This window comes from Archangium sp., from assembly GCF_057119385.1.
The window spans coordinates 112,626-126,706 of sequence record NZ_DBNGVP010000095.1; the positions used below are offsets into that span (position 1 = coordinate 112,626).

11 protein-coding genes are annotated in these 14,081 nt (G+C 71.5%); 5 read left to right on the plus strand and 6 right to left on the minus strand.

The genetic code is table 11. From position 1 onward, the window contains the following. Window positions 1–15 precede the first annotated feature (15 nt). Window positions 16–2,667 (plus strand): type VI secretion system ATPase TssH, encoded by a 2,652-nt coding sequence (gene tssH / locus AC16DP_RS23445; RefSeq protein ID WP_329726636.1) that lies wholly within the window; start codon window positions 16–18, stop codon window positions 2,665–2,667. A gap of 8 nt (window positions 2,668–2,675) precedes the next feature. After that, window positions 2,676–3,680: a hypothetical protein gene (locus AC16DP_RS23450; protein WP_329726635.1), complete on the plus strand. Its 1,005-nt coding sequence runs from the start codon at window positions 2,676–2,678 to the stop codon at window positions 3,678–3,680. 15 nt (window positions 3,681–3,695) lie between these two features. Here the strand turns inward: AC16DP_RS23450 and AC16DP_RS23455 are convergent, their stop codons facing one another. Together AC16DP_RS23455 and AC16DP_RS23460 are read right to left on the minus strand one after the other, a co-directional pair. Then, window positions 3,696–4,379, minus strand: a complete 684-nt coding sequence (locus AC16DP_RS23455) for a hypothetical protein (RefSeq protein WP_329726634.1) — start codon at window positions 4,377–4,379, stop codon at window positions 3,696–3,698. Between the two features lie 38 nt (window positions 4,380–4,417). Continuing rightward, the gene (locus tag AC16DP_RS23460; RefSeq protein WP_329726633.1) at window positions 4,418–5,281 is read right to left on the minus strand and encodes a hypothetical protein; all 864 of its coding nucleotides are present in this window, start codon (window positions 5,279–5,281) and stop codon (window positions 4,418–4,420) included. A gap of 113 nt (window positions 5,282–5,394) precedes the next feature. Here AC16DP_RS23460 and AC16DP_RS23465 point away from each other — a divergent pair, with 113 nt between their 5' ends. After that, window positions 5,395–7,053, plus strand: a complete 1,659-nt coding sequence (locus tag AC16DP_RS23465; protein WP_329726632.1) for an N-6 DNA methylase — start codon at window positions 5,395–5,397, stop codon at window positions 7,051–7,053. Window positions 7,054–7,141: 88 nt separating this feature from the next. Next, window positions 7,142–7,711, plus strand: a complete 570-nt coding sequence (locus AC16DP_RS23470) for a superoxide dismutase family protein (protein WP_329726631.1) — start codon at window positions 7,142–7,144, stop codon at window positions 7,709–7,711. A 53-nt stretch (window positions 7,712–7,764) separates the two neighbouring features. Here the strand turns inward: AC16DP_RS23470 and AC16DP_RS23475 are convergent, their stop codons facing one another. Genes AC16DP_RS23475 through AC16DP_RS23490 form a run of 4 tightly spaced genes read right to left on the minus strand, consistent with a single transcriptional unit; the run spans window position 7,765 to window position 13,469 of the window. Then, the gene (locus AC16DP_RS23475; RefSeq protein ID WP_329726630.1) at window positions 7,765–9,549 is read right to left on the minus strand and encodes a hypothetical protein; all 1,785 of its coding nucleotides are present in this window, start codon (window positions 9,547–9,549) and stop codon (window positions 7,765–7,767) included. A gap of 51 nt (window positions 9,550–9,600) precedes the next feature. Further along, window positions 9,601–10,764: an N-acetylglucosamine-6-phosphate deacetylase gene (nagA, locus tag AC16DP_RS23480; protein ID WP_329726629.1), complete on the minus strand. Its 1,164-nt coding sequence runs from the start codon at window positions 10,762–10,764 to the stop codon at window positions 9,601–9,603. Next, the gene (locus tag AC16DP_RS23485; RefSeq protein WP_329726628.1) at window positions 10,764–11,798 is read right to left on the minus strand and encodes an SIS domain-containing protein; all 1,035 of its coding nucleotides are present in this window, start codon (window positions 11,796–11,798) and stop codon (window positions 10,764–10,766) included. The genes nagA and AC16DP_RS23485 overlap by 1 nt, the downstream gene beginning before the upstream one ends. A 57-nt stretch (window positions 11,799–11,855) precedes the next feature. Continuing rightward, window positions 11,856–13,469 (minus strand): hypothetical protein, encoded by a 1,614-nt coding sequence (locus AC16DP_RS23490; protein WP_329726627.1) that lies wholly within the window; start codon window positions 13,467–13,469, stop codon window positions 11,856–11,858. 55 nt (window positions 13,470–13,524) lie between these two features. Here AC16DP_RS23490 and AC16DP_RS23495 point away from each other — a divergent pair, with 55 nt between their 5' ends. Next, window positions 13,525–14,064, plus strand: a complete 540-nt coding sequence (locus AC16DP_RS23495) for a DUF1697 domain-containing protein (protein ID WP_329726626.1) — start codon at window positions 13,525–13,527, stop codon at window positions 14,062–14,064. Window positions 14,065–14,081: the final 17 nt, after the last annotated feature.

Genomic DNA, 14,081 nt, shown 5'->3' on the forward strand with positions numbered 1-14,081 from the left:
TTCCGCCGTCCCCTGTTGGAGGGTGCCGCCATCCGAGTCGAACCGAAAGCCCTCGTCCGCCGCCTCACGCCGACGGCCACCCGCACGCTGGAGGCCGCCGTCGCGCGTGCCAGCAGTGGGCGCTTCTATGAAATCGTCCCCGAGCACATGCTCGCGCAGATGCTCGAGCCCGAGGACTCGGACGTCGCCCGGCTGCTGCAGCACTTCCAGGTGGACCGCCGCCGGCTCGCCGCCAGCATGGAGCGCGCCCTCCAGGGCCTGCGCTCCGGCAACGCGGGCCGGCCCGTCTTCTCCGAGACGCTCTTCCAGTGGTTCGAGGACGCCTGGCTGATCGCCTCCGTGGAGCAGGGCGCCACCCGGCTGCGCTCCGGAGCGCTCTTCGCCCAGTTCGTCACCCGCCGCAACCGCTACACCGCCGAGCTCTTCCCCGAGCTGGACTCCATCTCCCGCGACGAGCTGATGGCCGCGCTGGACGCGGTGCTGCGGCCCTCGCCGGAGACGCTGGAGGTGGGCCCCGAGTCCGCCGCTGGAGGGGCCACCCCCGCGGCGTCCGCCCAGGGTGGCGCCGTGGGCGGCGAGGCGCTCGGCCGCTTCGCCACGTCCTTCACCGGCCGCGTGCGCGAGGGGAAGATCGATCCCATCTTCGGCCGCCACCGGGAGATCCGCCAGATGGTGGACATCCTCTCGCGGCGCCGGAAGAACAACCCCATCCTCGTGGGCGAGCCCGGCGTGGGCAAGACGGCCCTGGTGGAGGGCCTCGCCTGGGCCATCGTGAAGGGCGAGGTGCCCGACGCGCTGAAGAACGTGGAGCTGATGGGGCTGGACCTCGGCGCGCTGCAGGCCGGCGCGGGCGTGCGCGGTGAGTTCGAGAACCGCCTCAAGTCCGTCATCAACGAGGTGAAGGCCTCGCCCACGCCCATCATCCTCTTCATCGACGAGGCGCACACGCTCATCGGCTCCGGAGGCACCGCGGGCGGCAGCGACGGCGCCAACCTGCTCAAGCCGGCGCTCGCGCGCGGAGAGCTGCGCACCATCGCCGCCACCACCTGGGGCGAGTACAAGAAGTACTTCGAGAAGGACGCCGCGCTCGAGCGGCGCTTCCAGCCCGTCAAGGTGGACGAGCCGGGCGTCGAGGACGCCGAGCTGATGCTGCGCGGCCTGCGGCCCACCTACGAGGCCTCCCACGGCGTCACCATCCGCGACGAGGCCGTCTCCGCCGCGGTGCGCCTGTCCAGCCGCTACATCTCCGGCCGCCAGCTCCCCGACAAGGCCGTGGACCTGCTCGACACGGCCGCCGCGCGCGTGAAGATCGAGCTGTCCACCAAGCCGGATGAGCTGGTGTCGCTCGAGCAGGAGATCTCCGGCCTGGAACGCGAGCGCGATGCGCGCCAGAGAGACCTCGCCGAGGGCCACCCGGGAGACGCCGAGGTGGTGGAGACGCTGGAGCACAAGCTGGCCGCCCTGCGCGACCAGCGCGTCTCGCTGCAGGCCCGCTGGGAGACGGAGCGCACCGCGGTGAGCGCGCTGATGGAGGCGCGCAAGGCCCTGCTCTCCGCTCCGGCCGAGGCGGACAAGGCGCCCCTGAAGGCCGCGGTGGACGAGGCCGCGGCGAAGCTCGCCGAGGTGCGCGGCGAGGAGCCGCTGGTGCACGCGGAGGTGGACGCGGACATCGTGGCGCGCGTGGTGGCCAGCTGGACGGGCATCCCCGTGGGCAAGATGCGCAATGATCTGCTCACGGCGGTGCTGGGCCTCGAGGCGCGGCTCACCGAGCGCGTGCGCGGCCAGGAGCCCGCCCTGCGCAAGGTGGCGGAGATCATCCGCATCTCCCAGGCGCGCATCAACAACCCGGACACCCCCATTGGCGTGCTGCTCTTCGTGGGCCCCAGCGGCGTGGGCAAGACGGAGACGGCCCTGGCACTCGCCGACGTCCTCTACGGCGGCGAGCGCTTCATGACCACCTTCAACATGAGCGAGTTCCAGGAGAAGCACACCGTCTCCCGGCTCATCGGCTCGCCCCCCGGCTACGTGGGCTACGGCGAGGGCGGCCTGCTCACCGAGGCCGTGCGCCAGCGGCCCTACTCCGTCGTGCTGCTCGACGAGTGCGAGAAGGCCGACCTGGAGGTGATGAACCTCTTCTACCAGGTGTTCGACAAGGGCGTGCTCAACGACAGCGAGGGCCGCGCCGTCGACTTCCGCAACACCGTCGTCATCCTCACCAGCAACCTGGGCTCGGACATCCTCATGAAGATGCACGAGACGGGCGCCACGCCCACCGCCGAGGAGATGATCGCCAAGGTGCGCCCCGCCCTCAGCAAGCACTTCAAGCCCGCCCTGCTGGCCCGCATGACCATCGTCCCCTACGCCCCCGTGGGCACGGACATCATGCGGGAGATCGTCGCGATGAAGCTCGACAAGCTCTCCAAGCGGCTGCTGGCGGCCCATGGCGTGGAGACGACGCTCTCCCCCGAGCTGCTCGACGAGCTGGCCCGCCGCTGCACCGAGGCCGAGACGGGTGCCCGCAACGCCGAGCACATCCTCCAGGGCTCGCTGATGCCCGCCATCTCGCGCGAGCTGCTCGAGCGCATGGCCGGCGGCTCGGTCCCCAAGCGGCTGAACATCTCGCTCGACCCCCAGGGGGGTTGGGACATCCGGTTCGCCGAGGCATGAGGAACCCCATGACACAACGACTCCTGGCCGCAGCCCTCGCTCTCACCACCCCACTGGTGGGCTGCGCCACCGTTCCGAGACCCCAGCTGTGTGAGGCCACGGTCGGCGCCCAAGAGCGCTCCTACCCCACGCCCGACACGTGGTTCGGCCTGCTGCTGCACGGCTTCGATCCGGAGCACGGCGCGGCCCCCCGTCCCTCCGTGGACTGCTCCGGCGCTCCCGTGGCCTGGGAGGAGCCCTCGGCCGACGAGTGCCGCGAGGCGGGCCCCCAGCCCAAGCCGCTCCCGCCCAAGGAGCGGCTGGACGAGACGGACCTCATCCTCGAGACGCCCCAGGCCAACGAGCGGCTGGTGTGGGTCATCACCCGGCGCTTCGACAACGGCGAGGGCCTGGGCCCCGTGGCCCTGGTGGATCGCACCAAGGTGGGCTTCATCGTCCGGGGCCTCGGCTCGCTGCGCGGCATGACGGAGAACGTGCGGCTGCGCATGGAGCGCGTGGGCTCCACGGAGGTGCTGGTCGCCGAGGGTGATGCGTGCACCAAGGAGGAGCCGCAGGTGTGCCGGCGGGCCGCTCGCATCCTGCCGCTGCGCAACGGGCGCTTCTTCTCGGAGTCCGTGTCCGACTCCGAGCGCGCCTGCCTGGGCGCCGGCTGGTTCCCCCTCAGCCGCGTGCAGACCTTCGAGATGCCCAACGGCCTGCGCCGCAAGTTCGAGCTGACGTCCACCCTCGTCTTCAACTCCGACGACATCACCGTCCAGGAGCAGGTGTCGGTGAGCGACTCGGACCCGAAGCAGCCCTCCATCCCCGAGCGCCTCTACCGCCGCGCCCAGAACGAGCGGAAGCTCAAGGTGGAGGAGAACGTGCTGGTGGGCAGCGCGCCCTCGCTGTGGACGCGCATGGTGGAGTTGCAGCTCCAGGCCGGTGCCAAGGCCCTGCCCGATGTGCCCACCGTCGTGCCCGCGCCTCCGAAGGAAGATCCGAAGGCGACGGGCACGGCCAAGAACATCCCCTGAGGCGACGCCGCCGGCTCACAGGCCCGCGGCGAGCCCCTTGCGCAACGCCTGCGCGGGCGGCACGGGAGCGGAGGGATCCACCGAGACCTTCCCCGTGTCGCCCTCGAAGGACGCCACCGTGTTGCGGCCCCTGGCGAACGCCACCCGGGCGATGCGCCGCAGGGTGTCCCGACCGTTGGGCTCCTTGCCGATGAGCCGCAGCGCGTGCGCCACCGCGTTCATCGCGTCCTCCAGCGCGCGCCGCCCCGGCTCCGTGTCCAGCTCCACCCAGTCCACCTCGAAGCTCAGCGGCTTGCCGCCCAGCTTCTGCTCTCCCGGCCAGAACTGCTCGGTGATGCCGTGCGCCAGCCGGTCCGCGTGCCGCAGCAGATCCTCCCGGTTCAGCGCGGGCCGCAGCAGGAAGGGCACCTGGTTGAGCACCGCCGGGGACTCGACCGTCACCGCGATCACCGAGGTGAACTCCACGTACGTCACCGACTCGCTGCGCGACAGCAGCCCCTCCTTCGCGGACGCCAGGAGGATGGCCTCACGAGGGAGGTAGTCCAACAGCACTCCCGACAGCCTCACGCCCTGCGCCAGGTGCAGCGTGAGCGTGAAGGTGGGGACGTCCTCCCCCGCCCGACCACGCGCCACCTGCGCGGCGAGAGCGTCCAGCATCTTCTCCACGCGACGTGCGACCAGCCGCTGCACCCCTTCCATGCGCTGCGCCTCCTGTGTGTCGGGTGTCCCGAGCCGATTCAGCGCCCGCCCCGGCGGCGGGCCTCGGCATCCATCACGCGCTTCTCTACCTTGACCCGGGCGAAGTTGGAGAACAACCCGTCCGGCTGCACTCCCTGCATCGCGCGCATCTGCTGGCGGAGATCCTCCAGCGTCTTCTCCGCCCTCCCCCGCCGCGTGGCCAGCTCCGCGTTCGAGGCGAAGCGGATGGACAGCATCGTGTCCACGTCCACACGGCCATCCAGCTCGCGCTCCTGAAGCTCCAGCGAGATGGGGCGCGGCACCGGGTCCTCCAGCGTCCTGGCCACCAGGGCCCGCAGCTCCTGGGCCCTCGCTCGCAGGGTCTCCTCGTCCGGGGCGGCCTCCAGCCGCTCCATCCCCGCGGCCAGTGCATCCACCAGCGGCGTCATCGCCTGGCGGCCCGGCGGAGACAGCAGCTGCGTCACGTAGGCATCCATCCCGTCCCCCCCGGCCTGCTCCACCACCTGGCGCAGCAGGGGCAGCCAGTCCGCCTTGAGCTGCTCGCGCACGGACGGCAACGGCGCCCTGGCCTGCCCGGCCTTCTGGAGCGCCTCGTCCAGGCCCTTCAGGACGGCCCCGGCCGGGAGCACACCGCGGGGCGCGGCCGAGCGATCATGCCAGCGGCTCTGCCGGACTTCCGGCGCCACCCCGGTGAAGGCCGGGCTGCCCGGGCTCGTCGTCTCCCCGTTGAGCGACGGCATGCCCGCGTGGCCTCGCGGCTTGTCGAAGATCGGACGCCCCGGATTGGTGGGCACGTCCGACGTGTCGAAGCCGTCCCCCCTCGAGCGCGCGGGCACTCGCGGCAGCCCGAGCCTGCGCGGCTCGATCGTCGTCGGCTCGTCGTCGTCCTGCCCCAGTGGCACACCCCGGGGAGGACCCTTTGGTTTCGACGGAGGTGGCGGCATGAGGTTCCTGGGGGCCATGTTGCTACGGCGTGGCACGGCAAGCAAAGCCACCCGGAGTAGGATGACGGCGGATGCCGCGCGCCCCCCATGCTCCTCCCGTCCTCGACGAGGAGGCGCTCGTCCACCAGTTCCCCGGACTCGACCGGCGCGCGCTCGGCGCCTTCTACACCCCCGCGCCCCTCGTGGAGCGCACCCTCGCGCTCGCCCTCTCGCATGCGGGAGAGGGGCCGCTCGCCGTGGTGGACCCCGCTTGTGGTGCCGGTGCCTTTCTCGCCGCCGCTGCCCGCGCCCGCCCCGAAGCGCACCTCTCGGGCCTCGAGCTCTCTCCCGAGGTCGCTCGTCTGTGTCAGGACCGCGTCCCCGCTGCCGATGTCCGCGTGGGCGATGCGCTGCGCGGTGGGTTGGAGCCCCTGCTCGCGAGCCTCCCTCCGGCTCGCCAGGAGGTGTGGATCGGCAACCCGCCCTACAACGGCACTTCCTCGCTCCTGAAGGACCGCGATGCCTACGCGCGTCTCCGTGCCCTCCTGCCCCTCGCGCTCCCCCAGGGCACCAGCCTGCGCGATGACTTCGCCTTCTTCCTGCTGCTCGCCGCGCACCGGCTCTCCTCTCGCCCCGGCGTGCTGGCCTTCATCACCCCCACCAGTCTCCTCGACGCCTTCCTCTACGCTCCCCTGCGCGAAACGCTCCTGCGCATGCTGTCCCTGCGTGAAGTGGTCGACCTCGGCCCCGGTGCCTTCGCTGGGACCCAGGTGCGCACCTGCATCACCGTGTGGACCTCTCCTCCGGATCCGCGGGTTCGGCCCGTCTACTCACGGGCCTCGGATTCGCGGCCCGAGTACTCCCGGCACCCTCACCCCGTCCCTCTCCCGGAGGGCGAGGGGATGTTGACGCAGGGGGGTTCGATATTGGGGACTCGTTTTGTCCCCGAGGCTCCTGAATGGCGCCTGGCGCCCACTCCTCCCGATGCCTCCGAGCTCGATGCCCGCTGGCGCTCCGAGGGCGAGCCCCTCGATACCCTCGTCCCCGTGAGTCTCCCCGGTGTGAAGACCCGCTTCGATGAGCTGCTCGTCGATGACGACCCTCAACGGCTCCTCGCCCGTCTCGAGGACTTCGCACGCTCACCCCCGGAGGCGCTCGAGGACTTCGCCCGGAGCCATGCCATCCCTTCCGCACTGCTGCCCAAGCTGCGCGCCTTGAAGGACGGGCCTCCCTTCACCGTGGACCCCTCCTGCGTGCGCCCCTTCTTCCGCTATGCCGGCGCGCGCCACCGAGGCACCCTCCCCCCCGAATCCCGCGCCTTCTGCTACCTCGACCGGCGCCTCATCCCTCGCGGAGACCACCGCCTCCGCGGTCCGTGGGATCCCCATCGCGGCGCCGTGAAGCTCCTCTTCAACGTGCGTGAACTTCCCCTCTCCGCCGCGCTCCTGGAGGAAGAGGGCTGCGTGCATGATCACCGGCACGCCCGCTTCGCGCCCCTGCTGGTGCCCCAGCGCGTGCGCGACGAGGGGCTCGACATCACCCGCGTCACCCGCTCCGAGGACTCCCTGGGCCCGCTCGTGCCCAACCTCTCGCCCCGTGGGCTGGCATGGGCGGAGCAGCTCGGCGGCCCGCTCGCCGTCTTCAAGGCCCTCGTGCGCTTCCTCAACGGACCCGATGTGCAGCGGCGCTGGGCTCCCGTGTACGGCGCCTCGCGTGTCGTGCCCGTTCCCCTGGCTGCTCTCCAGCCTTGAGGAACGCGCCCGGCGCATTAGTGTCCACCTTCACTCTCGTTCCGGAAGTCCGGAATCGGGAACCCTCGCAGTGAAGGAGACATCGTCCATGAAGACTCGTGCGCTGCTCACCGCCGCCGTTCTCTGCCTCGCCGGCCCCGCCCTCGCCCAGGGGAAGGCCCCCGCCGCCAAGGAGAAGGCCGCCGCCAAGAAGGACGAGAAGATGGCCGCCGCCGCGGGTGCCACCGCCAAGGCCGAGCTGAAGGACCAGAAGGGCCAGTCCGTGGGCGAGGTGACGCTCTCCGAGACGCCCCACGGCGTCCTCATCAAGGGCACGCTCTCCAACCTCCCCCCGGGCGAGCACGCCATCCACATCCACGAGACCGGCAAGTGCGAGGCCCCCTTCCAGACCGCCGGTGGCCACCTCAACCCCAACAAGAAGAAGCACGGCGTCCTCGCCGCCGAGGGCAAGCACGAGGGCGACCTGCCCAACCTCTACGTGGGCGCCGATGGCAAGGCGCAGTTCGACGCCTTCGCCCATGACCTCAAGCTGAAGGACGTGCAGGACGCGGACGGAGCGGCCGTCGTCGTCCACGCGGGCGTGGATGACTACAAGAGCGACCCCGCCGGCAACGCGGGCGACCGCATCGCCTGCGGCGTCGTGCAGGTGCAGAAGTAGCCTCGACTCGACGTGAGGGGCTGGGAGCCGGAATCGGGTGTCCCAGCCCCGGCCTACAACGGCCGCGCCTCGGGCCCTCCCGCCACGGCGGAGAGATCCACCTGCTTCCCCTCCGGCGGCGGCGTGAACCGGCGCAGCGTCCCCTCTTGCCAGCGCAGGAACACCAGCGAGGGGTCCTCGAGCGGCACATCGAACTCGAAGCCCAACCGTGTCGGCCCCTGGGCGTCCGCGGCCAGCACCGTCACCCGCATTCCCTCCAGCTTCACCTCCGCGCCCCGCGCCAGCATGTGCTCCGGAGAACGGAGCGTCTGCTCGGCCTCGGTGGCGAGGAAGTGGCCTCCGTTGGGGAGCTCCAGCGCGAGCGAGTTCGGCCCGGTGCGCGTGACGATGGGCGACTCCTGCACCATCGCCAGTGGCCACCACGAGCGGGGCAGCACTTGTCCTTCCAAGGCCCAGTGGACGGGGATGTACAGCAGCACGCCGATGTCCCGGGCCTCGAGCACCACCACGCGCTGGGACGCGATGCGCGCCGGATCCAGCTCGCCCCTCACCTTCCGCGCCAGCTCCACGGAGCCCGTCCCGAGCTGACGGATCATCATCGACATCGCGGGCCAACTCAGCGGCGCGAGCACGAGGTGGAACAGCGCGAGCACGGCCCCCGCCACGGCCATGCCCCGAGGACGCCAACCCCTCGCCCGCGAGCGCCACGCATGCCGGAGCACCACGGCCAGCAGCACCGAGGCGCCCAGGCTCGGCACGAACAGCAGCCGGCCCATGGGCATGCTCGAGGTCACGGGCAGCAGCGACAACAACGCGCCCACGGCGAGCCAGCGGCTGTGCCGTTGCTCCTCCTCGGAGAGCCCGGGCCAGGCCGAGCGCACCAGCACGACGAGTACCGCGAGCCCGGCCACTCCCAGGGCCACCAGCGCCGGACGGCTGGCCAGAATGATGCCCCAGAGGTCCACGGGAACCCCCACCAGTCCGCCGATGAGCGCGGGCACCCGGCCGAGCGCGGCCACCAGGTAGCGTCCCGGCTCTCCCACCGGATCCAGGTACATGGCGGACCCGTACGCGCCATACCCGAGCGCCTTGTACACACCGAGGTAGGCGACCGCGAGCACCGCCGCGGGAGCCACGGCCCGCAGCCGCTCCGCCACCGTCCCCCGGGCACCCGACAGCTCATACGCCAGCACGTAGGCGAAGACGCCCAGCGCCGACTCCCCCGCCGTCAGGCTCGCCGCGAGCGCGACGAGCGAGACCGGCAGGGCCCACCGCTTTCCCGCCTCGCGCCACTCGAGGTGCATCCACAGGCCCACCAGGGCCAGAGCGGTGGACACCAGGGCGTTGCGGTTGGAGATCCACCCCACGGGCAGCAGGTGCGCGTCGTCCACGGCGAACAGCAGCAGCGCGAGCACCGCGAGGGAACCGGGCATCACGCGCCGCAGCAGCCCCCCGAACAGGGCCACCACCCCGAGGTACCAGAGCACCGAGTGCACGTGATAGCCCACCGCGTTACGGCCGAAGAGGCGGTAGTCCAGCGTCTCGAGCGCGCTCGACAGCGGGCGCCAGAAGGCGATCTTCAGCTCGGGCAGCGTCCACCAGGGATAGGGCCCCTCCTGCACGATGCGGCGCATGCCCTCGGCGTCTCCTCCGGCGAAGCGGAAGAGGTCCATCGGCGAGCCCAGGGGCCACCTGCCCTCGAAGATGAGCAGGTGCAGGTTGTCATCCAGGGCGAACCCCATGCCCAGCGTGGACAGACCCAGCACCAGGGCCACGGCGAGGCAGGCCCAGAGGGCCCGGGGAGAATCGTATCCGCACTTCGAAGAGGAGTCGTCCATGGGGGCGTGACCTCCGACAACGCCGCCACGCCCCGGGTTCCCCGTGGAAGCTCAAGACCCCTGCTCCTGGCCCGCCACCCACGTGGCGAGCACCGTGAGGTCCTCCCGGAGCAGCGTGAGATCGGCGCGGTAGCCCGGCGCCAACCGGCCCAGGTGTCCGTCCAACCCGAGGTAGCTCGCGGGATGGAGCGACGCCATGCGCAGGCACTCCTCGAGCGGCAGCCCGAGCAACCGGACGCAGTTGCGCACCGCCGTCACCATGTCGATGTCCGCGCCGGCCAGTGTTCCGTTCTCCGTCACGAGGCGGCCCTCCCGGCGCAGGATGGTGCGGCCATACAGCGTGAACGAGGCCGCCCCGGTGCCCACCGGAGGCATGGCATCGGTGACGAGGAAGACCCGGCCGGGCCGCTTGACCTTCAGGAGCAGGCGCAGCATCGCCGGATGGACGTGGATGCCATCCGCGATGACCCCGCACCACGCCTCGTCCGCTTCGAGCGCCGCCACCACCGGGCCCGGCTGACGGCTCTGCGCGGGCGGCATGGCGTTGAACAGGTGCGTGAACCCCCGTACGCCCGCCGCCAGGGCCTCGCGCGTCCGCTCATACGTCGCCGCCGTGTGGCCCGCCGAGAGCACCACCCCCGCCGCGGCGAGCCGCCCGATGACGGCATCCTCCACGCACTCCGGCGCCAGCGTCACCACCAGCCGGCCCCCCTGCCCGGCCAGGCGCTCCGGCAGCGCGCTCAGGTAATCGACATCCCCGGCGCCGGGCACACGGATGAAGCGTGACTCGTGCACCCCGGGCCGCTCGCCACTGATGAAGGGACCTTCCAGGTGGATGCCGAGCACACCGCTGGCCGGCCGGCGCATCGCTTCGAGCGCGGCCTCGCAGGCCTCGCGCATCCTGTCCGGCGCATCGGTGATGAAGGTGGGCAACAGCCCCGTGGTGCCCGAGCGCCGGGCCGCCGCCGCGATGGCGAGCGCCGCCTCGGGGGTGGGCGTGTCGTTGAAGAGCACGCCTCCGGCTCCGTTGACCTGGGCATCCAGGAAACCCGGCACCAGCAGCGTGCCCCCCGGCAACCGCTGCACCTGGGCTCCGGCCGGCACGGCGTCCAACGGCACCACCGCGCGGATGCGCTCACCCTCGAGCACCAGCCCGTGGTCCTCGAGCATGCGCTCGCCGGTGAAGAGGCGTGCTCCCGTGAGGATGCGTGTCATCACACCGTCTCCGTCACCTTGCGCAGGTGCGCGGGGACATCCGGGTCCATCCCGCGCGCCACCGCCAGCCGGTGGACCGACATGTAGAAGCTCTGCACCTGGCACAGGGGCGCGATGGCGCTCGGCACTCCCGGGACCACGGGCAGAAGCTCGGCTCCCGGTACCGCGAGCACCGAGCGGACATCCGCTCCCAGCTCCACCATGCGGCGCACCACGCTCCGCGTCCCCTCGGCCGAGCTGTCCTCCTGCCCCAGCGCCAGCACGGGGAAACCGCGTCCCACCAGCGCGAGCGGACCGTGGATGACCTCGGCGGTGCTGAAGGCCTCGGCGTGCAGCCGGCACGTCTCCTTGAACTTCAGCGCCAGCTCGAGCGCCGCGCCGAGCCCCATGCCCCGCCCCAGTACGAACAGGTTGTGCGCTCCCGTGAGCCGCTCCAGCGCCGGCCACCAGTCCAGCGCCCGCGCCGCCTCCAGCGCCTCCGGCAGCCGCGCCACCGCATCCCGCAGCACCGCCTCTCCGGACCAGTGCGCCACCAGCTGCAGGAAGGCGAGGCCCGAGAGGATATAGGACTTCGTGGCGGCCACGCTCTGCTCGGGGCCGGCGCACAGCGGCAGCCCGATGTCGCAGAGCGAGAAGAGCGGCGAGTCCTCGTTGTTGATGAAGCCGATGACCAGCGCGCCTCCCGCTCGGGCCGCCTCCGTCAGACGCAGGAGGTCCGGACTGCGGCCGGACTGCGAGACGGCCACGAAGAGGCACTCCCGGAAATCGAAGCCCCGGGTGTTGTAGACCGAGGCCACGCTCGGACCCACCGAGGCCACCGCGCGCCCCAGCGTGGTTTCGATCAGGTACTTGCCGTAGCTCGCCGCATGGTCGGAGCTGCCCCGCGCACAGGTGACGACGAAACGCGGAGGCCGCTGGCGCAGCCGCTCACCCAGTCCGGCGAAGGCCGCCTCGCAACGGGAGATCTGCCGGCGAGCGGCCTCGGCCGACTGGGCGGCCTCGAGTGCCATGGCGGGAAGGGAGGAGGTGTCCACCCTTCCAATCTAATCCCCACGGCGGCCCTGGGGAGACCCCACGGCCCGCGAGCGTGCTCAACGGCACAGAGGCCGCGAGGACGCACCCGCGTTGGACGCGAGGAGCCCGAGGAACTCGCTCGCCTGGGGCTCCTGGCCGCTGGACCAGAGCGCGGACTCCGCCCAGCACTGCACCCACGGGGTGCTCCAGTCCGCCGGGAGCTCGCCGCACTGGCCCCGGCGCCAGGTGCCACGGGCCTGGGCATCCCGCTTCACCGCCTCCAACACGTAGGGCGTGAGCTGCGCGACGAAGGCGTCCGCGTAGGCCTGCTCGGCCGGAATCACCAGCGGATCCGCCTGGAGCCCTCCGGGCCGGAAGCCCACGTGCTCCTGGTCCTGGAACCGCAGCGCCCCCGCGGCCTGCACGGGCTCGGTGGACCCCGGCGTGCTCGACTGGAGCTTGAACCGGTAGTTCGACGACCAGTTGTAGGTGAACACCGAGTAGGCGAAGGTGTCGTGCACGTCCTCCAGCACCGTCTCGGAGGTGTTGGACAGACTGTCGCGCGCGGCCTCGAGCTCACGCGAGCTGCTCTCGTACCCGTCGGCCGCCTTCTTGGCTTCGGCGCAGAGCGTCTTCTTGTCCGGAGGAGGGGGGCAGCCCACGCACGTCGCGTCGTGGACCTTGTCCGCGCGCTCGCACGCGGCCTGCTTGTCCGCCTTCACCTTCCGGGCCTGCTCGAAAGCGCTCTCGGCGAGATCGAGACGCTCCCGGGCCCTGCGGTACTCGGGGTTGCGGACCTCCCGCCTGCCACTGACGTAATCCAGGTTGCGCACGTCCTCGGTGACCGTCTGCACGGCGCGCTGGATGAGCGCATCCACCCAGACCTGGAACACATCCGGCTGGCCCGTCACCGTTCCCGTGGACGCGCACCGCGCCCAGGCCGGCAGCGACGAGGCCATGCGCTCGCACAGGCCCGAGAGCCCGTTGGCGATCCGGGGAGACATCGAGCCGTCGAGGTGGGCCATCACGGGAATGGCGCTCTGGGCATAGAAGCTCTGGCGGGCCGAGACGACCCGCGAGGCCGCCTCCGAGGAAGGCGAGAGGCACTGCGCCGCGGACATCAGCACGACGGAAGCGCCATGCGCGTCCGCGCCCCGCGCCGTGGTGGCGAGCTCCGAGAAGCGCGAGGCCAGCCCCGCCGCGCGCTCGGTGATCAGCGTCTGGAAGCCCGGGACGGGGAGCTGCTGGGCGCGCGACTGGAGACAGGCCAGTCCGGCCACCGCCGTGCCCAGCGGGCCCTCCGGCTGCCATTGCGAGCAACGCTGCACGTGGAGCTCACTGGCCTTCTCGAGCAGCCCGTTGACCTCGGCGTGCGCGGGGATGAGGTCCTTGGCGTCCAGCAGCGGAGGGAGGCACCGGTCGAGGTCGCCCGCCTCGCACGGCGGACGCGCGGACTCGAGGGCCTGGTCCGTCGCCTTCTGCGCGAAGAGAGGGAAGCGGCTACACGCGTCCTTGTCATCGGGAGCGGCGGCACAGGCCGAGCGGTAGGCGCGGGCGGCGGTCAGGAAGTCACCACGCACCGCCGCGTCCTTGGCCTGGGCCATGGCCTCACGGTAGGCGGTGTTGCAACCACTCGCGGCGAGGAGAACGAGCAGCAGGGAGAAACGCGAGAGCAGGGGATGGGAATGCATTGCCCCCGCATCCTAACGCCTAACGGGGGTTCCGCGTGTGCTAGGACTCGCGCCCATGGCCAGGTACATCGCCCTGCTGCGCGGAATCAACGTCGGTGGGAACAAGAAGGTCCCCATGGCTCAGCTCCGCGAGCTGATGGAGGGGCTCGGCTACACCGAGGTCGCCACCCTGCTCCAGAGCGGCAACGCCGTGTTCACGTGCAAGGAGAAGAATCCGGCGAAGGTCGCCCGGCAGCTCGAGGCGGCCATCATCCAGGAGTTCGGCTTCGAGGTCTCCGTCGTCCTGCGCACGCGGGACGAGCTGGAAGCGGTGATCAAGGCCAACCCCCTGCCCGGCGCCGAAGACGCTCCCTCCCAGTTCCTGGTGACGTTCCTCTCCGAGGCACCGGACCCCAAGCGGTTCGCGCAGATCGACCCGGCGGCCTACCTGCCGGACGAGTTCCGCCTGGTCGGCCGGGAGATCTACGCCCGGTTCCCGAACGGCGTCGGGAGGTCGAAGCTGGCCCCCGTGCTCGGAGGGACGCGCCTGGGGGTCATCCCGACCGCTCGCAACTGGAGCACCGTCACGAAGCTCCTGGAGCTCGCCGACGGCTGAGCGGGGGGCCCCGCTGA